Genomic DNA, 25,559 nt, shown 5'->3' on the forward strand with positions numbered 1-25,559 from the left:
ATCTAAGGAGGGAACTCATGACAGTTCAGCCTACTTATCACTGGCAGTTCGATGAAAGAGATGGGTCTGTGGCAATAGACAGGATAAATGGGATCAAAGGAAATTTTCAGCGCGTCTCGCGAGAGGGACATGGCCGCATTGGGAAGGCCATCACCATACGTGGCAATGAGTCTCTTATTAATTTTGGCAACGTGGCTGGTCAGTTCGGAACTGACGATTTTACAGTTGCTTTTGGCATGAAATTCAATGACAGACATGGCGAGGATGATCTCGACATCATCGGCAATCGATCGGTGAGCGGGCATGGTAATTGGTTCTCCGTGAGGCAGCTAAAAACAAAAATACTTTTTGAAGTGGATGAAGATAACAAAGCAAAAAATTACGCATCTGCCCAGACTAAAGACCTTCTCCAGCATAAAAAATGGCATCATATAGCTGTTGTTAGAGAAGGGCGAACGATCAAGATATACATCAATGGGGAGCTGGCGGCAGAAGGGTCATCACCAACAGGCGTCGCCAATATTAACAACGGTAAGAATCTGAGGCTGGGTGATTGGAAGAGAGGCGCTGCGGTCGCGCAATACGAAGATCTTCGCATCTACCACACTGCTCTTAATGCCGCACAGGTCCAAAGCCTGGTGACGCCGGTGAACCGGCACTTGCGTGCAGGTGAAATCGAGCTGGTCGCTGTTGATGATGCAGCCGTTATTCTCACGCAGGATGCAGAAGACTTGACTCGATTGTCGCCAAATTTTCAAAGGCTAAGGCTTGGTCCAAATACAGGTGCTACACTATATAAACAAGCCAATTTTGACGGAGTGGCTCAAAAGCTATACGCTGACCTCTCGGAAATCAGATTCTCGAAGCTGGCTGACTTCCCAAGATCGATCCGTATTTGGTCGGCAGCCCTACAGCCTTTTACGGGGAAGTGGATCATCAAAGCGCCAAATGACCAGTACTTGAGTCTGGGGCAATCCTCCCTCACGACAGCGCCCCGTCAATCAGAGAGCGAGCTGTTACGCTTCCAATTCAATCCATTGTACGATAAGCCTCAACTTATTCCGGGCTCCGACGAGGAAAGCGCAGATTTTGTAATAACACAAGGGGCGGAACCGGCTTTGCTATTTGTTGATTATTCAGACAGTAACCATGCACAGTTCTCTATCGTCAATGAGGCGCATAGTAAGTGGCTGAGACTGAGTGTTGACAACACGTTCAGCTGGACCGAGCAGCAAGAAGAGCGCTCATTGTTCGCCAGTGTCGTCAAAATGGCTGATCATGAAGGACAAGTCGGCACCCTGTCGGCAGGGGAAGCTGCCTTTTATGAGCACCGAGCCTATAACGGGAAAACCTGGATTCTGTCTGATAGTGCTGTTAATCTTCCAGGTAACTTTACGAGCTTTCAAGACTTCCCGGGTCTGGATAATAAAGCGTCGTCCATTCGATTGGGACCAGATACGGGCGTGACCTTGTTTGTCAATGAAAACTTCAATGTAAAGGAAGCTAATCGGGAGAAGGAAATGGCGGATATCGTCGACAATGTGCAGGACCTAAAGGAGTCACAAATAGGTAATGATGCGATCTCCGCTGTCAAAATCTTTCGAACCGTCGCACCTGAGGAGGTTCTGACCTCTTATACAGCCACGCTTAGTCAGGACTTTAGAATGGCGGGCGACGAACTTGAAGAGTTTTCATCGTATCGAACGATGCTTAAGTTCTCACCTGGCGCCGGCGAGGTAGAGATCTCAGCGACCGATCTGATCGAGATTGAAGTAGAGGGAACCACTTATGAGATAGACGAGGAACGATCTGTAACGCTAATGCCAAATCTATTGAACAGCATGATGATTACCTCTGAAGCCGATGGCATCAACACCCCGGGGCTAAAGATCCGCACCAGCGAAATGGCAGCAAATGAGCGAGTTGTTATTTTCCCGAATCGAGAAGTTCATCGACAGCTTGCCGAGCTGGAAGACGATGCGCTGTGGAATGCGAAAGATGCCAATGGCAGCCTCATTGTCGATCAGAAGGCGCATAGCAAGGCAGATGTCGCTAGCGTACAAAGCACCATCAAGAGGGTGATGGCTAATATAACCTATGCTGAGGCCCCTGTTAGGAAGGGAAGCAAGAGCAGCGGTATTCAGTCAGCCGACCGGGTTGTTTCCAGCGATGCCATCCATAACCCCTGGATGCTCAAGTTCGAGCCTGCCGTTAACGGTGCTAAGCCGACCACTGCGAAATCATTAACGTCCGGGTCGTCCGCGGCGGCGGTTCGCATTCGTGAAGAGAAGATCAGCGAGGATGACTTTAAGAAGCTGCTTAATCAGGCTGCTGACAGTGGAGCAGCGACTCAAAATCAAGTTTTATTGCGTGCCGGCCGAGGCTTGTTTTCACGGATAAAAGATGCGGTCAAGAAAGCCGTCTCAGTCGTAATCGGTACTGCCAAAAAAGGCTTTCACCTCATTGTCAGGACCGCTGAAGGTCTGATTGAATTTGTAGTTGACACGGCTGAAATGGTAGGGGAGTTTATTGAAGCAATTGTCGAAAAGGTTGTTAAGGGCATCAAGCAATTTATCCAGTTCTTGCAGTTCCTATTCCAATGGGATGATATTCTAAAGACGCAAAAGTATCTGGTGGGCTCCGTGAACGCAGCCTTCGATTTCGCTGTCCAACTGGCAGAGGATGCTAAACAGCCCGTCTCCGACTTCGTAGACAACCTGCAAGAGACCGTGGAGGAAAATATGAACATCCTGGTACGGACACTGGGCGGTGAGCCTTCGGAGGCACGATCCTCCCGGTTCGAGCTTCCTGAAGCTGCCGAGTGGTTTCTCTCCAAGCTATTGGGAGGCTCCAGGCAGCCTGGTGCCAGCCCAGTACCCGCTCTTGGGATGAATATGGGTGGAGATTCGCCGTTAGATCAATACTTCTCGACCTTCACTCAAGGGGCTGGAGACAGAGCAGATATTCTGCTGCGAGCATTTGAAGGAGTGAAGGGCTCAATTGAGGGAATTATTGCGAATCCTCTTAAGCCGCAGCAGGCGCTGGTCGTTATGATTCAAGCCATCAGAGATGTCGTCATCCAGGCTATGGAGCTGGTCGAGGATATGGCACATGGGTTTCTGGATCTTGTTAAGGAAATGGTTACCCTCTTTCAAGATTTGCTTACCCGCGAGATTAAGATACCTTTTATTTCGAAGCTGTTCGAGCGGATCGGTGCAGGGAAGCTAACGCTGCTCAATCTATCAGGCGTGCTGCTTGCGATCCCGGTCACCATCGTATCAAAGCTTGCCTTTAACCAACAACCGTTTAAGGGTGTATCAGCTCCTGAGTTTTCGGCTCAAGTAGCAGCGGGATCGGAAGTGACGGTAATAGATAAGTCATCTGCCTTACAATTGTTGGAGAATGACGAGAACGCTCCGAATCCCGAGAACACTCCTGATCCCGAGCCGTCTGACGAAAGCTTGATTCGCTCATGGGGGATTGTTGTGCTGGTAACAGATGCTATTAACGGCTTCCTCACTACTGGATTAGATGCAGTCTCGGAAAAGAAAGATGATCCACTTGAAAAAAGCGGCAGTTTCGGGCTGGAAGTCATAAGCTTGCTGCTCAGCATCTTTAGCTGGCAGGCCAACTTTGTAATTGCCGATATCCCAGTGCGTAAGGGCGATGAGAAAGAAAATAGTGAGCTAGCGCGCTCCGAGCGTATCTTGCACTACTATCGGGGGGCTGTGTTGATGTTAGATTCACTGTTTGTGTCTATTGGCTCAACTCTGGAACAAAAAAACATGCAGCGTATGAAGCGCAGAGACGAGGAGATCACCTTGTTTTTCTGGGTGCTCTCAATCGTTGATGCGGGGATGGCTATCCGTTATCTGGTGGCTCTTCCCAACAAGGATAAGCCTGGCTTGGAAATTGCGAATGAAACAGTGTCCTGGCTGCCTAATTTGTTGTGTCCTCTGCGTTTTGACAATAAAGGCGCTATTGTTCTTGCCGGAGTTGACTTTGTAGCAACCGTCGTCAATACGGGAATTGGGGGGAAGCTTCTCGCTAACGATCTGAAAGATTTGTAGGACGTTCTGTAAGAGTGAGATCGCAGACTTAACAACAACCTGCGCAAGGCGCATATCGACCATGATCGGTCAAATCGAAGGCGCTATATCGAATGCAACGCCGACTTACCGGCGGGACGAGGCGATTCGCAACGTCTCTCTCGCTGCCATGCAGCTAATACTGGCGGCGAGTGCGAAAGGTCTCGACTCGGGCCCGATGGTCGGCTTCGACGCCGATGCCTTCGTCAAGTCGTTTAACGTTCCGCCACGGTATATTCCCGTCCTGCTTGTCGCCATCGGCAAGGTAACCAAGCCTGCCCGAGTAACCACTCGCTTTTCTACGGAGCATACTATCGCTTGGAACGGGTTCGAGCCTGACGCTGCTTTGTGATGAGCTTCCTATACAAGTTCAGTCAAAACCAAGTGCCTGTTAGCACTTGGTTTTTTGCTGAGAACTAGAGGTTGAAATTATCATAAAATTCGCCGTTAGAGTGTTACGGGGAAGCGCACCACCAATAACGGCAATACTTTAAAAAACGTTTGCTCGTTCTAGCAAATCGGCACCAAATGGGTGATCCACGATGTAAAGCCAACTTCCATTGGACTGTCTTCTAACAATCTCTGAAGTGTGACCATGCAGTTGAATCGGATTTCCGTCGGTATCTTGCGCATGGAGGATGAAATGGGCACGCAGCAAAGCAATATTTTCAAAAGGGATACAGTAAATGTTTATGGATACCATGCTGCCCTGCAGGCTTAGTAGATCTTCGAGAGTTTTGCGAATTCCCGGCGTATCGAGGCATGTACTTACGATACAGCTGCGTGAACTCGAAAAAAACGGAATCATTGAACGAACCGTATTTAATTCGATACCGCCGAAGGTTGAGTATGCATTAACTGAATTCGGGAAAAGTTTGGAGCCCATTTTGAAGCAAATGATAAAAATGGGGGAGCATTATATCTCTTTGCAAAAAAGTAAGGAGAGCAAGGAGTCGGAAATTTGAACACTTGCCGTTACAGACAGAGCGCTGAACCGTATCACAAGTAGGGCGATTTTTTTTGGAAAGCTTAATTCTGACCCTACAAGATCAACTTCGCAAGACAATGAATTCCCTTCTCAATCGATGCTTCATCTACTTGTGCAAACCCCAACACCCATCCCTTTCGTTTGCTTTCCAAACAATAGGGTCCAAGAGGGTATACACGTATGCCCTGTTGAAGGGCTAACTTTGTCACGGTTTCTTCGTCGTATGATTCTTCAGCTTCAAGTAACATATGCAATCCCGTTTCTACTCCACTTAGTGTGAAACGCTCTCCTAAACCGCTAGCCATAATAGCCTTTGTCATCGCTTCGTGTCTTCGTCGGTACACATTTCTGACTCTTCTCATATGGCGCATAAAATGCCCATTCTTGATGAAGTGGGTTAGTGTTAGCTGATCCATAATCGGCAGATGACGGTAAGTCAGCTCCTGTACCTTAGCTAGCTGAGCAATCGCCTTGACAGATCCAACGATAGCTGAAATACGAATGCCTGGAGCAATCATTTTAGAAAAACTCATGAGGTACAAGGTATTCTGAGATGCTTGGCTCAACAACGTTGGAAGCGGCTCCCCACGATATCGAAATTCACTATCATAATCGTCTTCAATGATCCACAACTGATCTTTAGTGGCCTTATGTAGCAATTGTTGCCTGCGCGGCTCCGACATAACGACCCCGACCGCGCACTGGTGCGAAGGTGTCACAAAGATCAGTTTGGATTGTGGGTGAATACGCTCAACCACAAGACCATACTCATCAACAGGTACAGGGACTACATTCATGTGCCGATATTGCATCGCCATCCAGGCAGCTGGAAAACCAGGATCTTCTACAGAGACAGTATCTCCATCAGCTAAAAGCGATTGTGCGATTAAGTCAATACTATGCTGAGCTCCTGAGGTTAACAGAATCTGATTTGTTTGGATATGGATGCCTCGTTCAAGTGATAAATAACGCTGAATTTGCTCACGTAATGGTGTGAAACCATAGGGATTACCGTAAGCCCAACTTGATAAATCCATTTCAGCGGATGCATGGAGAAGCGATTGTCGCCAGTTCTTTTGAAATTGCCCATCCAGATAGGGTTCGTGGGGACTAAAATCAATATCCACTTCTCGCTGTTCTTTGCCTCTGAACCAGCCATGTAGTTGATCGACCACCGAGTTCAACAAGGGAAGTGAGGGGGGAATGGGGCCATCTGTTATTATTTCTTTCGTTGACTCCGTGACTTGATTCCATTTACTAACTCGCGTTCCTCCTCGGCGAGATGTAACCGTATAGCCTCGACTTAGCAATTCCTCATAGACGATCTGTATAGTTGAGCGAGAGACACCTACCATGTGAGCGAGTTCGCGGGAAGGAATCAGCAATTCTCCTGGGGCCCAGATTCCGTTTGTGATATTATGAATGGCTTGATCAAGCAATTGCTGCCAAATGGGTCTCTTATCATTACGTATTACTTTCATCATCGTACATACCTCCAAATAGAAGATCTTACCCTAAAACATTAGTTATGGATTGTTCATAATCTTGATGTTTGGACATTTTAAAGCAGTCCATTCATTGATATACTACCGTAATAACACTGGTATTTACAATCTGGTCGTTGCCGCACTCTTGAAGAGTATCTTATTTATGGCTACTGGAGTGGGATGAATATCTTATAAATGAAAGGGGAAATTTTGAAATGAATACGGTTCGTTACAAGATCAGAGAATGTGTGGATCAAGAGAAAATTGAAAGTTTCCTTCACCGAGCGAAAACGGGGTATCTTGGGTTGGTTGATGGGAATTTCCCCTATGTCGTACCGCTTAATTATGTTTGGACGCAGGGGAAACTCTATTTTCACGGGGCTGGAGATGGAAGACGTAATCAGATCATGAAGGAAAATCCAGAGGTGTGTTTTACGGTATGTGAGGAATACGGAACCATCACGGATCCTGTACCTGCCAAAACGGATACGGCTTATATGAGCGTAATGATCTTTGGACAAGCAGAGCCGATTACGGATTTGGACGAAGCCACTCACGTACTTCAGGAAATGATGAATAAATATGTACCCGGCTATTATAACCGCCCTTTGTCCAAGCAGCATGTGGACAAGTATAGATCGGCTGTATTCGGCGGACCGGTTCAAGTTTGCAGGGTAATTCCGCACCATATGACAGCAAAAGAAAGTCCTATTGAAGCAGAAAAAATGTATAGAACGGACATGAAGGTAGGACGAGGGAATTGATAATAAGAGACCATTAAGACTCGCACTACGCCGATTCCACTCTCGTGCATCACACGCAAATTCTAATTATCTAGTCATGTCGAAAGATCATCCGAAATGTGGAGGGATAGCTCCAATCAGATAAGATGGCGGTTAGGAGTATAGGTGGGAAGTATTTATGTTTTCTTATCTCTTCAAAATTTAGAAAGAATGCCCTAATGACTATGTAATATAGTTTTCGGGCATTTTTTCGATGTTAATTTTAATTATTTTGATTGACTTCGACAACTGGCGATTCAAGAAATATCCAATTTCGCTCTACAGATGATACGGTGAACCGTATCACAAAAAAGGCGGATTTTTGGCATTAACCACTAAAATATCCTAGTCAAGCGCGGTGAAAGAGAGCGGGCCGATCGGAATTTCGGTTGATCGCCAATAGCCATACCGTTATTGAGGCCATGCCGATCGACACTAGGCAAACGGCGGCAAAATGGAGCAGGCTGTTCGCGATAAATAGCCGTTCCAGCTTCGTCGCCTCTGCCGCTCCGCGAACGAGCACGATTGCGAGCGGGTGCAAAATATAGACCCATACTCGCCACTCTCGGAACGTTTTGCTAGACCGGACCTTCCACTGCAGCGCCCAATGGAACAAAAAATAAGTGGCGGGAAGCGCGAAAACATACATGCTGTCATGCCTCGGAATTCCTTCCGCGTGCAGGAGCGTTCCTTCCGCGAACATCATTCCGAGCGAACCCGCAAACAAGGCCGCATTGGCAAACGGCGTTCTCACCGGAGGCCGCTGCTTGGCTACCCAAGCCCCGATCACCAAAAATATAGGGGCATAGAACAGCCCGTTACGCGTGTAATCGAACACAGTGAACATGCCCTCATACACGCAGACGATCCATTTGGAGTCCTGGACGATTCCATAGTAGCTATCCCCAAGCAGCCCTGCGATGTACAAGAAACCCGCCGTAGCCAGCATGGCTTTCATAGACATTCTCCGATACATAATGACCGTTATACTTAGGCCCACAATTAACGCCGGCAAATACCACAGATGATAAAAAGTGCCGTCAAACACGATGTCCTTGATCATGGAATAAGTCGTGAAGGAATCGGTTAAATAACCCGTATACAGATTCAGCGGAACGTACAGCAAAATGGCAGTCGCATATAACTTCCAGGTTTTCAGCATGTAGCCGCGCAGCACTTGTCGATCCGTCAACGGGTCCCCTGTCAGCTTACGGAATAATAAAAATCCGGTCGTCATGAAAAAGACCGGAACGGCAATGCGGGTAAGCAGATTGCTTAGAAGAAAATCTGCAGTGGCGCTGTAAGATAGAAGCGGGCCGGTATGATTGGCAACGACCAGGAGGGCGGCAACGAATTTGAGCCAATCGAGTCCGCCGTAATTCGGTTTAGACATGAGCTCGACTATCTTTATCCAGAAATGCGGTAACAATGAACCCATCCCTGTTATTTCCAGATAAGTGGAATCGATCGCATTCTACAAGGGGAATGGTCGTAGAAGTCCCCGCATTCGCTTCTACATAGTAAATTTCTACGAATGACCGCTTATCCTCGAATACAAGATGATCATATTCGTAGGGGTAGCTTTTAAGCCGATCGATATATTCTTCCAGGCACCAATCGTTCTGCTCCAAGATCTCAGCGTGTGGATAGCCGAGATAACGGAAATGCCACGGCTCGCAAGAAATTTGAGTGAAGGATTCCTTTCCTTCCTTATAGCGTTGAATGAACCCATACCGGGCGGCAAGCTGCTTAAATGTCTTATAGACGCCGCTGTCGGGGAATGCCGGTGCAATGAAATCCACGTCCTTGTTCAGCTTGCCAACGTCGATGGCCAGCCCTGTCTGATGCTCGCTCCGATCGGGCAATGCGACATAGCGTGCGGTGTATTCGGCGCCATTATCGGCTAATGAGGATTCATAAATCTCCTCCTGCTCTAATTTGGTCCGATAACCGCTGACGGCGATAATATCGTTTATCCCGTGACAAGCCTCAAGCAAATCCGCCAAATGCCGTAAACAGGTCCGTTCCAACAGCATACCAACCCTCAGGGTATGGATAGCCGGAATCAAGCTAAGCGGTATTAAACTGCCTGAAGCAATTGTCTGTTGAATGGGATTATCAAAATTAATCAAAACCAGATGTCCTTGGTGGATCTCGGAATTAGCCAATTGAACGGTGGTATACGTCAAATGACGGCCTGTTTGATTTCGTTCAGTCTGATTTGGTTGTCCCATCTCGCGTGAACCTCCTCGGTATTGGTATATGTTCTTGTAACTCTGACGCCAAGCGAGGTGGATATTTCCTGCGCCACGTTTCCGATATGGGTGGCAAGCTCCGCAAACGTAATGCGCTGCTCGCCCTGAAAGCCGATCAAGGTGACCAGAGTGCCCTCCGCACACGGTCCCGGAAGCTTGATCATCAGCTGGTCCATGCAGATTTTGCCGACAATAGGGGTGCGCTGACCTTCGATCAGCACATCAGTGCCTTGCATTCGTTGCGACCAGCCATCTGCATAGCCAATCGGCACCGTTCCGATCCATTCGTCCTCCTCGGCCCGGTAGGAATTGTTGTAGCCGAGATATTCTCCTTTAGCAAGCTTCTTCACCTGAATGAGACGACTATGGAGACTTAATGCCGGCTCTAGCTTTACCGAACAAGCAAGCATCGAAGGATAGAAGCCATACATCGCCGCTCCGATCCGAACCATATCCATCGCCAGATGAGGAAACCTCAGCGCTGCGGCGCTGCCCGCGCAATGATAATGCCGGATCGTCAAGCCGGACGAGCGTCCCCATTCCTTCATCTCGATGAAACGCGCGGTCTGCCGCTCCAGAAAGGCGGTGTCTGCTTGCCCTGCTGTCGCGAAATGCGTGTAGAAGCCGTCCACCTCGACATCCTCCGCGCTCAGCCACGGAACGAGCGCGTCCCATTCATTTTTCGCCCGGATGCCGATCCGTCCGAGTCCCGTATCCATTTTCACGTGAACCCGAAGCTTTCCCGCCGAGGCGTAAGGCTTAAAGACACGAATCTCGGAAAACCATTTGGCGCTTGTGACGGTTAAGGTCAAGTCGAGCTTCAGCGCCAATTGCACCAGCTCCGGCCGAATAGGTGTCAATAAAAGAATGGGCAGTTTCATGCCGGCATCACGCAGCCGGAGCGCTTCCTCCAGATAGGCGACCGCCAAATAATCCGCCCCCGCCTGTTCTGCCGCCGTGGCTGACTCGATATCCCCGTGCCCATAGCCGTTCGCCTTCACAACGGCCATCAGCTTAACCGAATTCGGCAGCGACTTGCGGATGTTCAGCATATTCTCGCAAATGCGGCTCAAACTAATTTCGGCCCACGTGTCACTTAACATGCCGTTCACCTCGCTCATCTTGTGTATTGAATCGTTTGCTTGTCTGTGTGACGGGCAATTGCGTGCCCGATTAATTTTTCGATTAGCTCGGAATAGGACGTTCCGTCGGTACGCTCCCACATGACCGGATACATGCTGAAATTCGTAAATCCGGGAAGCGCGTTGATTTCGTTCAGGAACAAATCGCCTTCTCCGTCGAGGAAGAAGTCGACGCGGGCGAGGCCCTCGCAGCCGTGGACTTGATAGGCCCGGATCGCCAGCTCGCGGATTCGCTGAGTCAAGCCGTCCGCCAGCTTGGCGGGAATCGACATCGTAAGCCGCTTGTCCATGTACTTGGATTCGTAATTGAAGAACGCATGGTCATGGATAAATTCGCCGGGCAACGAAGCTAGAGGCCTTTCGTTGCCGAGGACGGCCACTTGAATTTCCCTGCCGTCCACCTCGCGTTCGAACACGAGCTTCTTATCGTAGGAGAACGCCTCTTGGACTCCGGCCCGCAGCTCTCCGCGGTTTGTGCATCTGCTGATGCCGATGCTTGAACCGAGAGAGGCTGGCTTCACGTAGCATGGATAGCCGATGCTCTCCTCGACGTCGCGCAGGATCGCCAGTCCATCCGTTCTCCACTCCTCGAATCGGCACACCCGATATTCCGTCTGGTGAATGCCGGCTTGGGCTAAGACCTGCTTCGACATCGCCTTGTCCAAGGTAAGCGCGGACGACAGCACGCCGTTCCCGACGTACGGAACGTTCAGCAGTTCCAGCAGGCCTTGCACCGTGCCGTCCTCCCCATTAGAGCCGTGCAATAGCGGCAAAACGACTTTTGGACCGGGCAAGGCCATCACGCCCGTCAGGATTTCTCCGAGCGATTGTGCCGGGTCGCGGTACGCGGGACGAGCGATCAGCCGTTCGACCGTCAAGCCCTCCTTGGAAAGAATGCCGGTCGTGCACCATAAGCCGTCACGCGTAATGTAAACGGGATAAACCTCGTAGCGGCTTTCGTTGATGGATAGAAGGACCGTAACCGCCGTTTTCAAAGACACCTCGTGTTCGGCGGATTTGCCGCCGTATAGAACGTATAGCTTTGTTTTCATATAGTAATACCTCCAGGATTGAGTAAATCTTCGAGCGGTATTTTTGTTAGATTTTCTACCTCTAGAATAGTCATGCATGCTCCCCCTTATAAAACTTCACAAACAAAAACACCCTTGCTCCAGTACCAATATCGTACTTAAAACAAGGGTGTAATTTATCCGCGGCAGTTCACGGACTTGTGATTTTTTTATACGGAATTTCTTACGATTTTCTCACGAAAGGGGGAGTTCCACAGCAAAGGATATGGTGTCGTCATGGCTTGATGCAAAAATGCGGCCTTGGTGCCGATCTACGATTTCTTTCGCAATGGCAAGTCCGAGTCCCGACCCGCCTGTGCGTGAGGAGCGGGAAGCATCCAGTCGATAAAATTGCTCAAAAATACGATTGAGTTTTTCGTCCGAAATCGTATGACTGCGGTTCATAAAATTTAAGGTAACCGCAGTACCCGAAACAGAGGCCGTAATTTGTATCTCACTGTTTTCAAAGCTGTAATGAATGGCGTTACAAATCAAATTATCAAACACCCTATGGATTTGATCCGCATCGCATCGGAGCTCGAGATCCGCGGGCATGTCTAAACGGCATGTAAGAGTTTTCTCTACGAGCATCGGCTGAAATTCAAACACCAGTTGTTCCATCATACGTGCCAGATTAGCTCTGCTGTACTCCAGAGTAATAGTAGATAAATTGAACCGGGTGATTTCAAAAAACTCATTAATTAAATCATCTAGCCTTTCCGAATTTTTTAGCGCTACACCAATATATCGGTCATGCATCTCCTGCGAAATCTGTTTTTCGTCCCTAAGCAGCGTCAAGTATCCAATAATAGAGGAAATCGGTGTCTTTAAATCATGCGCAAGATAAACGACTAAATCATTTTTTCGCTGTTCTGCTTCACGGGCAGCGAATTCTTTGTCTTTTATTTTAGTTCTGACTTGATTGAATCGATCCTGCGTTTCTCGCAGGATTGAAGGGAGTTCCACTGGTCTCTGTTCTTCTTCACCGATGATTTCAATTGCTCCAGCCACTAATGCCAAGTAGGATATGAGCTGAATGCATTGCACGCAAAGAATGATAAGTATGCTTAGGGCAAAGCAAGCGGCTGCAAGGTAGATGAAGCGGGCTTCAATCCAATGGTATACGCCTCCGGTAGGATTGTCACCCCATATGAAGACCATAACAGCAGCGCCAATAATAGCAAAACTTACTACAGATAAAATAAAAAAGCGTGATAGCATCTGCTCCAGCAGACGTATTTTAAATTTTTTTTCATTCAATTTTATATCCAACTCCCCAGACTGTTTTTATGAATTTCGGCTTTCGCGCCGGTTCATACAGCTTTTCGCGGAGTCTTCCAATATGCGCCATAATCGTGTTGTTGTTATTTAAGAACTTATCTCTCCATACCGCTTCGAATAGTTCTTCCGATGAAACCACATCCCCTTGGCGCTCACACAAATACCAAAGAATTGAAAACTCGATCGGGGTCAGGGTCAGCTCTTCGCCGTATAAGGTGCATTTATGCGTTGCTTTATTGATGACAAGTCCTCTGACATCATATTCTACGGTTTCTTTTTTCTCTGTGTTGATTTGATTCTGTCCGTTATAGCTCAAATATCTGCGAAGCTGCGTTTTGACTCTTGCCATAACCTCTATTGGATTGAAGGGTTTGGTGATATAGTCGTCAGCACCGATGGTGAGACCTGTTATTTTATCGATATCTTCAATCTTGGCCGTAAGCATGATGATGGGATAGAAATACTTTTCCCGGATTTTACTGCAAAGCTTAAACCCTTCTATATCAGGCAACATAACATCTAATATCGCCAAATCCAGTTCCGTCCGTTCAATACATTGTAATGCCTCGGTTCCGTTATAAAACTTATAGACGGTATATCCGTCATTTTTTAAATAAACTTCCAACAGATCGGCAATATCTTTTTCATCATCTACAATTAGAATTTTTGCGCTCACAATAATTCACGATATCCTTTCTTGGAAAGTCGAAATTAGGGAATTCCCCCCATGGGTTAGTAATGAATAACGAGCCATTCATTTTTAAGCTTGATTGCACATTACGATAATGTCAAGCCGCGAGGAGCCTATTATGGTTGGTAAGTTGATTAAGGCTGACAACAACAACTCAACAGTTCTACATTTTTAAAAAAAATCCTTTTTCATTATTATTTTTTGGTGGAAACTGGCGCCAGCTTGTATTTGTAACGATCTCCTGTTCTAAGCAAGCGCAACACGCTGTGGAGTCGTTAATCTAATGCTCCAAAATGCAAAAAGACCAGTAGCTTCTCGCTACCGGCCTTCCAGGGATTTATCCTAATTGTGCAATAACGGCTTGGGTTACAACCAACGTAGACTGAGGATTCTGGCCGGTAATCAAGTTGCCGTCCACCTCATAATGAATCGTCCAATTCGGTGCTGCCACAGAGATGGCGCCCAGATCACGAAGCTTGCTTTCCAATAAAAATGGGAGATGTCGATCTAGCGTTGTCTCTGCTTCTTCCCTGTCCGTAAAAGCGCTGATCCGTTTGCCTGCAACTAGTGGATTCCCGTTTGATAATCTAGCGCCTACGAGTCCCGCAGGTCCATGGCATACCGCGGCAACGATCTTGCCGGCCTCATAGAATTCCCGCAGCAATGCCTGAAGCTTGCGATTGTCCGGAAGATCATACATCGTTCCATGGCCGCCCGGCAAGAAAATCGCAGCAAACTCATCCGCGCCTACTTCATCCAATTTCAAGGTAATCTCCAAATGCTTCTGAGTGTCCAATAGGCGCTGCGGAGTGGTCGAATCTACGCTTCCGGGGTCGATGGGTCCGCTGCCCCCGAGAGGGCTTGCCACCGTCACATCGTATCCATTCTCGACAAACTCCAGATACGCCTCCGCAAATTCCGTCAACCATATCCCTGTCCGTCTGCCTTCATAAATCTCAGCGTGATTAGTGACAACGATCAACACTTTCTTTGCCATTATTTTCAGCTCCTGTATCAAGTAAATTCGTTATAAGGTCAGTATAAGTCCAGTGTATCTATAAAACAAATTATGAAATAATAACTGATTCATAAATAAATTTATAAGTGATTCAAAAAATGATCAACCGGAACGTGATCCGTTGATCTCTATCTTTCTTCGCGAATGATCTTAATGATTTCATTGATCTCAGGCAGATGCTTGTGCTTCATTTGATAGGCAATAAATAATTCATTGGTGATTCTCAGGTGCTCGTATATGATTTTCGAGCGTCCATTCCCTTGGCCCAAGAGGTAGGTAGGCACTAAGCTAATGCCTGATCCGTTCTCGATCGCTTTGAGAATCATATGTAGATTAGGGATGACATGAACCGGTTTAATCAAGGGACGATTCCGGAAATGTTCTCTCCACAAGCGTCTGATAATCGGCAATTCCAGCCCGTAACTGATCCAGTTCTGCGAAGAAAGCCAATCCTCGATGGACGGAAGGTGATCCGTATCGGGAGTTTCCAGATGTTCAGGGGCAACAATCACGAATTCCTCGTCATATAATTTGATATACTCAATTCCTGGAGATACAAACTTCTTCGATGTCACGATGAGATCGGTTTGTTCTTCCTTAAGCATCTCTATGAGTTGGCTCGCCGTTCCAAAATAATGAATGGTATGCATACTGTACTTATTTAAGTTCTGAAGGATTTTCTCGCTAAAAAATTCATGCGCGGTTCCCATTCGAATGACGTTAAAAGTAGGGAGAGACGCTGCTTTCAAATTCATGGTTGTCTCCTCCAGATGCTCAATAAGAGGAGCAATCTGTGAGTATAGCTCTTTGCCTCTTTCGGTCGGGGATAATTTCCTTGACGTCCTTGCAAACAACGACTCTCCAACCTCGGCTTCCAAGGCTGACAAGTGCTGACTCATGGCCGGCTGCGTCATTATCCTCGTTTTGGCTGCTTCCGATAAAGAATTATGCTTATAGATGGCAATAAAACTCCGATACCATTCAAAGTCGACCATAGTTGAGCATTCACTCCTTTTCCTAATCTCTGTATCTTAACGCCAGTCTCCTCTTTCGGGCCTTTAAAATTCGCAGATAGAGTGAAACCAACATTACAATCCTTATTGTTTCTTAATGACTGTATCTTAAGCAAGAAGCAGCCCGGTGAACCGTATCATAAATGATATTTGTGATAGTAATTGGAAGTTGAAGATGACTTGGATTTCGGCTTCAGCCTCGCAGAACTAGGGCATCCAGTAGGGCCCCATTTTATTTGTATGGGAAATGATTTGGAATTCTATGGACAGGGAAATGGATTTCTAGGATGAACCAACCGTCCTTCAGCCTCGCATCCATCTTCCCATTCATCTTTTCGATCAGCTTCTTGGATAGATAAAGGCCTAACCCGCTGGATTCGGTATTCGTTCTGCTTGTAACCTCTGTATAGAAACGCTCGAATACTTTTTCGATGGCCACTTTACTATCCGGCTTGATATCATTTTTGACGCTGAATAGCAGATCGTTTTCTCTCATCTCGTAATGGATGACCGCTTTGCTTTTGGCATAACGAAGCATATTTTGAACTATGTTTTGAATGACGCGGACCAGCAATAAGGGGTCGGCAATGATCGGAGTGTCCATGGATCGCTTGGGGAACTGGAGTTCGATCTTCTTTTCCTCGAATTGCTCATAAGAGGACAAAAAGGTTTCCTCAACCAATTTGGAGAGAGTGATTGAGGACAATACGATCTCTTTTTGATTCGTTTCAATGCGGGCCAGGTCGTAGAAGCGGTCGGTCATTTCCATTAGACGCTGGACAGAGTGTTCAATAATGGTAAGATACTGCGACTTCTTCGTTTCATCTGTGACCGCATGGAGAAGTTGAACATAGCCGTGGATGGACGTGAGCGGTGTCCGCAAATCGTGGGATAGACCGGCGATGGTTAACTTCACGTTTTCCTCCATTTGTTTGGCCTGACGGTTTTTTTGTTCGAATGCTTCGATTATTTGGTTCCATTCATCGACTAGATCCATTAATGTCTTCTCGCGGAAATCGACAAACAACTTACTGCCATAACCGGCGCTAGTCGGAATCTCTTTGGCCCTATGCTTTAGTTTGCGCAGCTCTCGCTTCAAGAAGAATAGATAAAGAAAAAGCGTGAATGCCAGGAAAACGAAAACCCATCCCCACATCGCATTCACGCCCCTTCGTTAATCAAATTTAAAGCCTATGCCCCATACCGTTTTAATATAGTTTTCTTCGTCGGTGTTCAGCTTATTTCGTAAATTGCTGATATGCATGTTGATGGTTTTGTCGCCGTCCCCAAAAGGATCGTTCCAGACGCTTTCATAAATATTGGCGCGGCTGAACACCTTCCGCGGATGGTCTAGAAACAGTAGCAAGATTGCGTATTCGCGTCCAGTCAGATGGACAGGGTGGTCATTGACGATCACTTCGCGCGTGTCGGTATTCACGCGAATATTCTTGTAATGAATTTCTTTCTGCTTGCTGACCGAAGCGTTTGTTGCATGACGCAATTGAATGCGAATTCGCGCGAGCAGCTCCTTCACATCGAACGGCTTAGTCATGTAATCATTGGCTCCGTTTGTCAACAGCTCTAATTTCGAAGGTTGATCGTTTCTGGCCGAGATCACAATGACAGGAATAGAGGAGTGAGGCCGAATGTCCCGAAGGAATTGTTCCCCACCCATCCCCGGCAACATCAAATCCAAGAGAACGAGATCAACCTTATTTTGTTCGAATAACAACTTCCCTTCGGTCCCGGAGTATGCGCTTAAAATTTGATAGCCCTACAACTCCAATGCTTCCTTCATGAGCGAATGAATGGAACTATCGTCTTCAATGATCATTATCGCTGCCATATCGATCGACCTACTTTATGTCTGTTCGCGTAAACAGAAGGATTCCTATAATAGATGATAACACGATGGTGATGCAACTGACTAACAGCATCTCGGGATATCTGGCGATATCCGTCGGATTCGCGAAGTCCGAATAGAACAGGAAGACTTCCGACATCCAGTAAGTGACTTGTTTAAAATGTTCGGTTTGTAGAAAAACGGGAGCGCCGAAGCCTGTTCCAATGGTATAAAGAAAACTCCAGATCAGTGAGACGCCGCTGTTTTTGGTTAGAAAACTCAGCATCACATAAATCGATACGTTAGCCAAGATAAGAACGTACAGAGTGATAAACGCTTTAATCGCATAGCTGAAGTAATTGGGAATCTCGGCAAATTCGCCAAAGCCAAACGCCAATGAAAAGCTTATTATCCCGAGCGCGGTCAGGACTATGACGCCAACAAGCGACAGCAGCGCAGCAACTACAAGCTTGGACAAATAATAATGCGTTCGGCTGCGGCCTAATGACAACGCATTACGAATCGTTCCATTATGAAATTCTTCCCCGATAAAGAAGCTGATAAAAGCGCTAATCACGAGTAAAATAGTCAGCCCGTTTTTCTCCATCATGAGAATGCCCGTCGCTCCATTAATGACGGTATCAATGGGCTGGGCGAGCTCGTCTCCATAATGCACGGCCATTTGACTATTTGCCGCTTGGAAAATCGGGAGCAAGAAATAAACGGCCAGGACAATCCAAAGTTTTTTGCTGCGAAGTAACTTAATTTTTTCGGCTGTTAGAAGATTAAGCATGACTGGCTCCTCCTGTTAACTGCAAGAAATAATCTTCGAGTTTTTGTCTGGATGTTCCAATCCGCAGAACGTTCACGTTAGCTAAGACCAATGAACGGTTGATTGCCGCAACGTCGTTTAAGCGCTCGTAGATGTTAATCTCGGTACTGGTGATGACTTCATAATTCCGTATCCCTAACTCATGGAGGATGACGACTGCTGCCTGAACCTCGGTTGTTTCTAATTCAATATATTGGCGGGATTCGCTTGCCAACTTCTCCCGAGAAAACTCGCTGATCAATTTCCCGTCATGCAAAATACCGTAATGCGTAGCGACCTGTGAAAGCTCATCAAGCAAATGGCTTGAAAGCAAGACGGTGATTCCGCGTTCCATCACCAATCGTTGAATGATCTCACGCATTTCAACAATGCCTGAAGGATCAAGGCCGTTAGTGGGTTCGTCCAGGATTAAGAACTCCGGATTTGTAATAAGGGCGGAGGCAATCGCCAAGCGTTGGCGCATGCCTAAGGAGAAATTCTTCGCTTTCTTCTTGCCAGTATGCTCGAGATTCATTAAGCGAAGCAAATCGTCAATCTCTCGATCTCCGACGCCGCCGTTCGCCGCTTGTACTCGCAAATTCTCGCGAGCCGTCAACTCCGGATATAGGGCCGGCGTTTCAATGGATTGTCCCATTTTTCTCCGTGCACGCTGTAAGCCCTTCAGGCCTGTTTCCCCGAACAGCTCGATGTTGCCTTCGTCAATCGTAATTAAACCCATGACAGTTCGCATAAAGGTCGATTTACCGGCACCATTTTCCCCGATCAAGCCGTAAATCATGCCTCGTTTAATTTCGATGGACACTTTATGGTGCGCTTTGTGTTTGCCGTATATTTTTGAAATGCTGGTTGCTTTCAGAATCGTTTCCGACATTGCCAATCATCCTTTCATTGTGTTTGTGTATGAATATAGGGTAACCGGCCGTTATAAATAATCAGACTAGAAAAGTATAAAAAAAGCATAAAGATAGGGACTGATCTAATGTGCCATAGCGCCAAGGCGAATCACAGAGAAGGCTTGATCATGATTAGGGAGGGAATGGATAAGAAAACCCAGCAAACATAATATCTCATTGCGAAGGGCACCCACTTGGGTGCCCTTTCATTTTTTCATCATGGAAGTTATTACAGCAAGAATTGAAAAGTAAAAGTGACTTTAATTTGTTACGTTGTTATAAGAACTTGGTTATCATCCAATAAGGTCTAGGAATGGAGGAATTCACATGAACAACAAGCACAATAATACGAAAGGTAAATGGAAAATAACGGCGGCAGGTCTCATTCGGTGCGCTGGCTTGCTTGCAGTTATGGCGGGGATTCTATATATTGTCATTCAGTTGATTCACCCCCCGGATGAACGATCTTCTGTCAATTTAGACATATGGCTAATTGTTGCATGCTTAACCATCACAATGTCCCTTGCTAGTTTAATTGGAGTTGCAGGGATTTACGCTAGGCAAGTGGAGGAGGTTGGATATCTTGGTTTGGTCGGATTTCTATTGTTTGGTCTGTTCTGGTTAATTTCTATGACCTTTAGCTTCATCGAAGCTTTTGTATTGCCATTACTCACTAACGATGCTCCAAGGTTTGTTGAGGGTCTCGCAGGGATTTTCGGCGGGACTGAAAGTGAAGCTGATCTTGGGATATTTCCGGCATTAGCACCGTTAGCGGGGGGGGCGTACATTCTTGGCGGCCTCTTGCTTGGCATCGCGACATTTCGTGCGAGAGTCCTGTCGCGCCCGGGGGCTATTTTGCTTGCCGCAGCTGCTGTAATGACTGTCGCTGGTTCAATAATCCCCCACCCGTACGATCGGATATTGGCCGTACCGATGGGATTAGCTTTCATTTGGTTGGGGCATGCACTATGGTCGGAACGCGAGAGAAGCATTGTTAAGTAATGATTAGCCTTCTGAATCGACAGGTAGCTTCTTGATGGGTGCATAGATGTGATAGGCGGATTCAAGATTGTGAATATCATCAAAAGCTTGAATAAACTCGATATGTGAGTCTTCAGCTTCTTGCTTGGATATTTTCAAGAATCTTGCATAATCCGTAATTAGAACATCTCCTATATCCAGAAGGTCACCGTAATACTTGAATTTGGCACAAAAAAGCTGGGGTATGTCAACATTGAAATAAAAAGGTTTTTCGATCTGAATATCATGCGGAATGCCGAATAGTACTTTGAAGCGGGTTGAATTTACTTCACAATTTGAAAAAATGACATAACATGAGCCAGTTACCTTGTGATCGATGTTGTCCAGCAACATTTGGGAAAGAGATCGGATCTTTTTCTTGTAATCATCCGTTGCCAGATCGACTTCCAAAGCGATGCCACTCAATCTGGTGGGCTCGAACTCTGATATGGTGAAATCGGCGACAATATCGCCATTGATGTTTTTAATGGGCCGTCTTACCACGGACGGTATTGGTGTTTGAGGTATGCTCATATTTTTTGCTCTTAATGTGCTTGGAGCGATACCGAATTGACGTTTGAAAGCTCGTGTGAATGATGAGGGCGCCCCAAAGTTTAGCTGATAGGCGATATCTGTTAGTGAGAAGTCGCCGGATTGGATGAATTGAAGCGATGCGTTCAATCTTCTGGATAAGATGTAATGGTTTAATGAAGATCCCATTATGGCAGTGAAAAGTCGATGAAAATAAAATTTGGACAGATTGAAGGCTTTGGCAACAGATTCCACGGATAAAGATTGGTGTAGATTTTTTTCTATGTATTGCAGAGCATTTTCAATGACTTCATGTTGTTCCATAGTTAGTATCTCCTTTCATCAAGTATAAACATTGTAATCAGTATAGCATTAGAGATTGTTCCTATTAAGTGCAATGGCATTTAAATTTCGCTTTTACAATGATATGCGAGTCTTATCACAAGTAAGGACAAGTTTTCTAGGAAATACTTATAGGAGGCTTGCCAAGGCGCCTTTGCTGGCATGGACTTGGGGAGGACCGCGCTGCTCGGCGGGAAAGTCGGTGCAAATAGGCTGCTGCGTGTTTTGGGTCACGGAACGATTGAGTTACCTATTGGGATTCTTGCTGGCAGAAAAGCAAATGCCCCTCCGCTATTTTGGTGGAAGGGCACTTTTTTTGTTCTTTCCGCCAGTCCAGTAATCGATATGTCTGAGATTGAATTTGAGCCGACTTTAGGCTGACAGGAAGTTGTGTAATTATAATCATTTTTTACCATGCTCGTTCATATCAAATGTTGTACTGTTAGGTTATGAAAGGGAGGAGTTAACGGAGAGAAAATAGTTAAAATAAAAAACAAGGGCTATCCAGCGGATGGCTGATTATAAGAAGGGGAGTATCTATGCAAATAGAATCGCTTATTTATAGCGATAGGTTGTGGCAAGCCGTTGCTGAGTATGCGCAGAATTGTTCATGGAAAGCAGGAGCCACTTTAGCGAAACAAATGAAAGAATGCCAATTTTCAGATTGGGAAAGAGTATTTGCAGCACTTGATGGTGATCACATTGCTGGTTTTTGCACTTTAGCAAAAACCGACTGCATACCTGATATTTCCTATACACCTTATATTGGGTTCGTGTTTGTGGGAGAGCAGTACAGAGGCAACCGAATAAGCGAAAAATTGATATTATCTGCCTTGGCATACGCGAAGGAACTGGGTTTTGATACAGTATACCTTGTCAGCGACCATGTTAATTTGTACGAAAAATATGGTTTCGTAAAGATAGATGAGAAAGAAGCACCTTGGGGAGCAATGGAGACTATTTTTATGCATCTGACGTAACATACTGCCATAGCAAAGGGCCATCCAGCAAAGAATGGCCTTAAAAAACTTGCCGTCAATAGACCGCCACGGTCGGGGATTTGACCGAAGCCTTACTCCTTCATGATCGATAGTCCGGCAGCATACCAGTAGTAACTACAATATATAACAAAAATAAACAGTTTCGCCCTAACTACTCCACTTCAATCGCCTTTACTGTTTCGCCCTCAATTAATACGGGCTGGTAGTAGGTGTTGGTGGGCAAGTCTTTTTTGCCTTGTAGATTCTTAATGACCCAGTCCGCTGCGTCGCGTCCCATTTGCTCTTGGGGGTGCGTCAGCGTCGTTAGCTGGATATTCGCGTTCTTGGCAATATAGGAATTATCCTGGCCAATAATGGATAGCTCGTCCGGAATGGAAATCCCCAGCTTTCTGCAGACATGTACGACTTCTAGGCCTACCTCGTCGTTGTAGCACACAAGCGCTGTCAGTTCATCCCGATTGTCGTTCAGATACACTTCCAAGTTAGCGGACAGGTCCGGCTTCGTCTCTGTATCAAAAGAAAGCACATGCTCATGCTGGAACCGCAATTTGGCTTCCCCAAGAGCCTTGATAAATCCCTTCATTCTAAACTTCCCTTGTAAATCATCCATTTTCGCGATGATGCCGATCTGGGTATGTCCATTGGCAATTAGCTCCCGGGTTGCGAGATAGCTGGACTGCACGTCATCCAGACAGAAGAATGGAACCTCCAACTCTTCATAATAGGCATTAATCATTGTGAAAGGAATCTCCTGCTCCTTAAAAGACAGGTAGTAGGCGATATTGGGGTTGTATACATTGCTTCTGGTAGGCTCTATAATCAGTCCATCCACGCCGTAGGACAGCATCATTTCCAGTGCCTTTTTTTCCTGGGAGATATTATTATTTGTACTGGCTAACAGCAAGGAATAGTTATCTTCATTTAATCGGCTTTCAATGCCGCGGATAATGGAGGGAAAGATGTAATCGGATATATAAGTCGTAATGACACCGATCGTTTTATTCGTGGCCTTCGCACCCGTTCTGGACCGGTATTGGCTGCTGACGTACGTACCGGAACCCCTCTCGCTTCGCAGGAACCCCTCGTTTGATAATTCCAGAATGGCTTTTCGAACCGTCTGCCTGCTAACGTTGTAGCTCTCCTGCATAGCGAGCTCCGAAGGGATTTTCTCGCCTGCTTTGTACGTTCCAGAGAGGATATAGCTTTTGATATCTTCAATAATGAGCTGGTACTTTGGCTTCATACAATCCACTTCTTTCACTGTTGTCAAGCGTAAACGGTTGCACCGTCCTTAGGAGGAGCAACATACGTTTCGCGGGTGAAATATAAGCATTGTCTAGAGTAAACTTATACTTTCTTATATGTTCGAAAAAGTTGTACGTACACATTCTAGCATGAATTGGTTGAAATGCAAATCTATTGCCATCATTTACGCTTACAACAATACAAGTTCCATGCTAATCCTTAGGAAAATACCACAATTAGACGTAATAAGATTGGCACATTACTTATGTTAGTATAACTATTAGACTATATTGACAAATGTACGTACAGAAAATATACTAAGGCTGTCAGTAAGCGCCTTCTTTCGGTCGAAATCTTCCGGTTGTCTCATCAAGTGACCGATTCGAACGGAAGCAGCAGAGAGGGGATATATGTGATCATGAATCATGTAGACTTGAAAGAAGCGATAATCAAGGGAGAAACTTCGCTGGGTATCGAATTTGGATCTACGCGGATCAAAGCGGTGCTGATCGACCGTCGTTTCGAGACCATCGCATCAGGAAGCTTTGAGTGGGAGAATCTGTTGAAAGACGGATATTGGACATACAATCAGGAGGATATTATAACAGGCCTCCAGACCGCTTACCGTGAAATGAAGCAGGAAGTAGAACAGAATTATGGAGTCACCCTCAAGGCCGTCGGTTCGATCGGATTCTCCGCTATGATGCACGGCTATATGGCATTCGACAGTAAGGGTGAGCTGCTAGTTCCATTTCGGACTTGGCGCAATGCAACGACCGGCGCCGCAGCAAGGGAACTAACGGACTTGCTCCAATTCAATATCCCTGAGCGCTGGAGTATCGCCCATTTGTACCAAGCAATAGTAAACCAAGAGGAGCATGTGCCTCGCATTGATTATGTAACGACATTGGCCGGATATATCCACTGGCTATTGACCGGCAATAAAGTGATTGGGATCGGAGATGCTTCCGGCATCTTCCCTATAGATGAGTCAACACATAATTACCATCCAACGATGGTTAAGCAATTCGATGAATTAATCGCAGCCCAAGGCTATCCGTGGAAGCTTGAGGATCTTCTTCCTAAAGTATATCTCTCCGGCGAGCAAGCTGGCGAGCTAACGGCGGCGGGAGCGGCCATTCTGGACCCGGCTGGGGATCTGCAGTCCGGCATTCCGCTATGTCCACCGGAAGGCGATGCCGGCACAGGCATGGTTGCGACGAATAGTGTCAGGAAGCGTACGGGGAACATCTCCGTGGGCACATCCGTATTTGCAATGATTGTATTGGAGAAAGAATTATCTAAGGTTTATCCGGAGATTGATATGGTCACAACGCCGAACGGCAGTCCGGTCGGCATGGTGCATGCCAACAACTGCTCCAGTGATCTCAACGCCTGGATGGGATTGTTCCGCGAATTCTCCGAAGCGATGGGCTTCAATGTGGATTCCGGCAAACTATTCAGCGTGCTGTTGAATAAGGCATTGGAAGCTGACCCAGATGGCGGCGGTTTGCTTAGCTACGGTTATCTCTCGGGTGAGAATATTACGGGAATCGACAAAGGCCGGCCGTTGTTTGTCCGCTCGCCTGAAAGCAACTTCAATCTGGCTAATTTCATGCGAACGCACTTATTCACTGCTTTTGGAGCATTGAAGCTCGGCATGGACATTTTGACTGAGAACGAGCAGGTGGCCATCGACAGTATCTTGGCTCACGGCGGTCTCTTCAAGACTCCTGTCGTTGGGCAAAAAGCTCTAGCCGCTGCGCTGAACGTACCGATCTCGGTTATGTCGACGGCTGGCGAAGGCGGGGCATGGGGCATGGCGCTTCTGGCTTCTTATATGACGGGCAAGGATCAAGGACAGAGCCTGGAGGACTTCCTCGAGCAGAAGGTGTTCAAAGATGCCGAAGGACAGGAGATTGCTCCAGAGAGTGCGGATGTCGCAGGGTTCCAAGTATTCATCAAACGATACCAAGCAGGGCTCGCCATCGAACAAGCTGCAGTAGATCATCTGCTAGAGAACGGGAGGGACTAACG

At 46.6% G+C, this 25,559-nt stretch carries 23 protein-coding genes; 7 read left to right on the forward strand and 16 right to left on the reverse strand.

The window, feature by feature from the left end; genetic code table 11:
* Nucleotides 1-17: 17 nt before the first annotated feature.
* Together AC6ESP_RS17790 and AC6ESP_RS17795 are read left to right on the forward strand one after the other, a co-directional pair.
* On the forward strand, nt 18-4,070 hold the full coding sequence (locus tag AC6ESP_RS17790) for a LamG-like jellyroll fold domain-containing protein (protein ID WP_497098073.1): 4,053 nt from the start codon (nt 18-20) through the stop codon (nt 4,068-4,070).
* A 61-nt stretch (nt 4,071-4,131) separates the two neighbouring features.
* A complete protein-coding gene (locus AC6ESP_RS17795) occupies nt 4,132-4,440 on the forward strand; it encodes a nitroreductase family protein (RefSeq protein ID WP_497098074.1) in 309 nt (102 codons plus the stop codon).
* Between the two features lie 138 nt (nt 4,441-4,578).
* On the opposite strand, the gene AC6ESP_RS17800 is transcribed toward AC6ESP_RS17795, so the two are convergent.
* Nucleotides 4,579-4,920 carry a YybH family protein gene (locus AC6ESP_RS17800; RefSeq protein WP_497098102.1) on the reverse strand — a complete coding sequence of 114 codons (342 nt, stop codon included), beginning with the start codon at nt 4,918-4,920 and terminating at the stop codon, nt 4,579-4,581.
* On the opposite strand from AC6ESP_RS17800, the gene AC6ESP_RS17805 reads away from it, so the two are divergent.
* The gene (locus AC6ESP_RS17805) at nt 4,826-5,053 is read left to right on the forward strand and encodes a winged helix-turn-helix transcriptional regulator (RefSeq protein ID WP_497098103.1); all 228 of its coding nucleotides are present in this window, start codon (nt 4,826-4,828) and stop codon (nt 5,051-5,053) included. The genes AC6ESP_RS17800 and AC6ESP_RS17805 overlap by 95 nt on opposite strands.
* A gap of 76 nt (nt 5,054-5,129) precedes the next feature.
* Here AC6ESP_RS17805 and pdxR read toward each other — a convergent pair whose 3' ends face one another.
* Nucleotides 5,130-6,560 carry a MocR-like pyridoxine biosynthesis transcription factor PdxR gene (gene pdxR / locus AC6ESP_RS17810; protein ID WP_497098075.1) on the reverse strand — a complete coding sequence of 477 codons (1,431 nt, stop codon included), beginning with the start codon at nt 6,558-6,560 and terminating at the stop codon, nt 5,130-5,132.
* Nucleotides 6,561-6,778: 218 nt separating this feature from the next.
* Here pdxR and AC6ESP_RS17815 point away from each other — a divergent pair, with 218 nt between their 5' ends.
* Nucleotides 6,779-7,327: a pyridoxamine 5'-phosphate oxidase family protein gene (locus AC6ESP_RS17815; RefSeq protein ID WP_497098076.1), complete on the forward strand. Its 549-nt coding sequence runs from the start codon at nt 6,779-6,781 to the stop codon at nt 7,325-7,327.
* 367 nt (nt 7,328-7,694) lie between these two features.
* On the opposite strand, the gene AC6ESP_RS17820 is transcribed toward AC6ESP_RS17815, so the two are convergent.
* The 12 genes from AC6ESP_RS17820 to AC6ESP_RS17875 all read right to left on the reverse strand — a co-directional run bounded on the left by AC6ESP_RS17820 (nt 7,695) and on the right by AC6ESP_RS17875 (nt 19,361).
* Entirely contained in the window at nt 7,695-8,738 is a 1,044-nt protein-coding gene (locus AC6ESP_RS17820) for an acyltransferase (protein WP_497098077.1), read from the reverse strand.
* Nucleotides 8,731-9,579, reverse strand: coding sequence for a D-alanyl-D-alanine carboxypeptidase family protein (locus AC6ESP_RS17825; RefSeq protein WP_497098078.1), 849 nt, complete (start codon nt 9,577-9,579; stop codon nt 8,731-8,733). The genes AC6ESP_RS17820 and AC6ESP_RS17825 overlap by 8 nt, the downstream gene beginning before the upstream one ends.
* Entirely contained in the window at nt 9,531-10,721 is a 1,191-nt protein-coding gene (gene alr / locus AC6ESP_RS17830; protein WP_497098079.1) for an alanine racemase, read from the reverse strand. The genes AC6ESP_RS17825 and alr overlap by 49 nt, the downstream gene beginning before the upstream one ends.
* The gene (locus tag AC6ESP_RS17835; protein WP_497098080.1) at nt 10,718-11,794 is read right to left on the reverse strand and encodes a D-alanine--D-alanine ligase family protein; all 1,077 of its coding nucleotides are present in this window, start codon (nt 11,792-11,794) and stop codon (nt 10,718-10,720) included. Before AC6ESP_RS17835 ends, alr begins: the two co-directional genes overlap by 4 nt.
* 213 nt (nt 11,795-12,007) lie before the next feature.
* The gene (locus AC6ESP_RS17840) at nt 12,008-13,072 is read right to left on the reverse strand and encodes a sensor histidine kinase (protein ID WP_497098081.1); all 1,065 of its coding nucleotides are present in this window, start codon (nt 13,070-13,072) and stop codon (nt 12,008-12,010) included.
* Nucleotides 13,065-13,769, reverse strand: a complete 705-nt coding sequence (vanR, locus tag AC6ESP_RS17845; RefSeq protein WP_497098082.1) for a VanR-ABDEGLN family response regulator transcription factor — start codon at nt 13,767-13,769, stop codon at nt 13,065-13,067. The genes AC6ESP_RS17840 and vanR overlap by 8 nt, the downstream gene beginning before the upstream one ends.
* A 352-nt stretch (nt 13,770-14,121) precedes the next feature.
* Nucleotides 14,122-14,781 (reverse strand): type 1 glutamine amidotransferase domain-containing protein, encoded by a 660-nt coding sequence (locus AC6ESP_RS17850; protein ID WP_497098083.1) that lies wholly within the window; start codon nt 14,779-14,781, stop codon nt 14,122-14,124.
* Nucleotides 14,782-14,930: 149 nt separating this feature from the next.
* Nucleotides 14,931-15,797 carry a LysR family transcriptional regulator gene (locus tag AC6ESP_RS17855; RefSeq protein WP_497098084.1) on the reverse strand — a complete coding sequence of 289 codons (867 nt, stop codon included), beginning with the start codon at nt 15,795-15,797 and terminating at the stop codon, nt 14,931-14,933.
* A 250-nt stretch (nt 15,798-16,047) separates the two neighbouring features.
* Nucleotides 16,048-16,971, reverse strand: coding sequence for a sensor histidine kinase (locus AC6ESP_RS17860; protein WP_497098085.1), 924 nt, complete (start codon nt 16,969-16,971; stop codon nt 16,048-16,050).
* An 18-nt stretch (nt 16,972-16,989) separates the two neighbouring features.
* A complete protein-coding gene (locus tag AC6ESP_RS17865; RefSeq protein WP_497098104.1) occupies nt 16,990-17,580 on the reverse strand; it encodes a response regulator transcription factor in 591 nt (196 codons plus the stop codon).
* 91 nt (nt 17,581-17,671) lie between these two features.
* The gene (locus AC6ESP_RS17870) at nt 17,672-18,451 is read right to left on the reverse strand and encodes a DUF2705 family protein (protein WP_497098086.1); all 780 of its coding nucleotides are present in this window, start codon (nt 18,449-18,451) and stop codon (nt 17,672-17,674) included.
* Complete coding sequence (locus AC6ESP_RS17875) at nt 18,444-19,361, reverse strand: ATP-binding cassette domain-containing protein (protein WP_497098087.1); 918 nt, start codon at nt 19,359-19,361, stop codon at nt 18,444-18,446. Before AC6ESP_RS17875 ends, AC6ESP_RS17870 begins: the two co-directional genes overlap by 8 nt.
* A 349-nt stretch (nt 19,362-19,710) precedes the next feature.
* Here AC6ESP_RS17875 and AC6ESP_RS17880 point away from each other — a divergent pair, with 349 nt between their 5' ends.
* Entirely contained in the window at nt 19,711-20,385 is a 675-nt protein-coding gene (locus AC6ESP_RS17880; RefSeq protein ID WP_497098088.1) for a hypothetical protein, read from the forward strand.
* A gap of 3 nt (nt 20,386-20,388) precedes the next feature.
* Here AC6ESP_RS17880 and AC6ESP_RS17885 read toward each other — a convergent pair whose 3' ends face one another.
* The gene (locus tag AC6ESP_RS17885; protein WP_497098089.1) at nt 20,389-21,258 is read right to left on the reverse strand and encodes a helix-turn-helix transcriptional regulator; all 870 of its coding nucleotides are present in this window, start codon (nt 21,256-21,258) and stop codon (nt 20,389-20,391) included.
* A gap of 557 nt (nt 21,259-21,815) precedes the next feature.
* Here AC6ESP_RS17885 and AC6ESP_RS17890 point away from each other — a divergent pair.
* Nucleotides 21,816-22,256 carry a GNAT family N-acetyltransferase gene (locus AC6ESP_RS17890; RefSeq protein WP_497098090.1) on the forward strand — a complete coding sequence of 147 codons (441 nt, stop codon included), beginning with the start codon at nt 21,816-21,818 and terminating at the stop codon, nt 22,254-22,256.
* Nucleotides 22,257-22,428: 172 nt separating this feature from the next.
* On the opposite strand, the gene AC6ESP_RS17895 is transcribed toward AC6ESP_RS17890, so the two are convergent.
* Nucleotides 22,429-23,520, reverse strand: coding sequence for a GntR family transcriptional regulator (locus tag AC6ESP_RS17895; RefSeq protein WP_497098091.1), 1,092 nt, complete (start codon nt 23,518-23,520; stop codon nt 22,429-22,431).
* A 420-nt stretch (nt 23,521-23,940) separates the two neighbouring features.
* Between AC6ESP_RS17895 and AC6ESP_RS17900 the strand changes: the two genes are divergently transcribed.
* Nucleotides 23,941-25,557: a xylulokinase gene (locus tag AC6ESP_RS17900; RefSeq protein ID WP_497098105.1), complete on the forward strand. Its 1,617-nt coding sequence runs from the start codon at nt 23,941-23,943 to the stop codon at nt 25,555-25,557.
* Nucleotides 25,558-25,559 lie beyond the last annotated feature (2 nt).

The sequence above is a fragment of the Paenibacillus xinjiangensis genome (genome assembly GCF_059686975.1).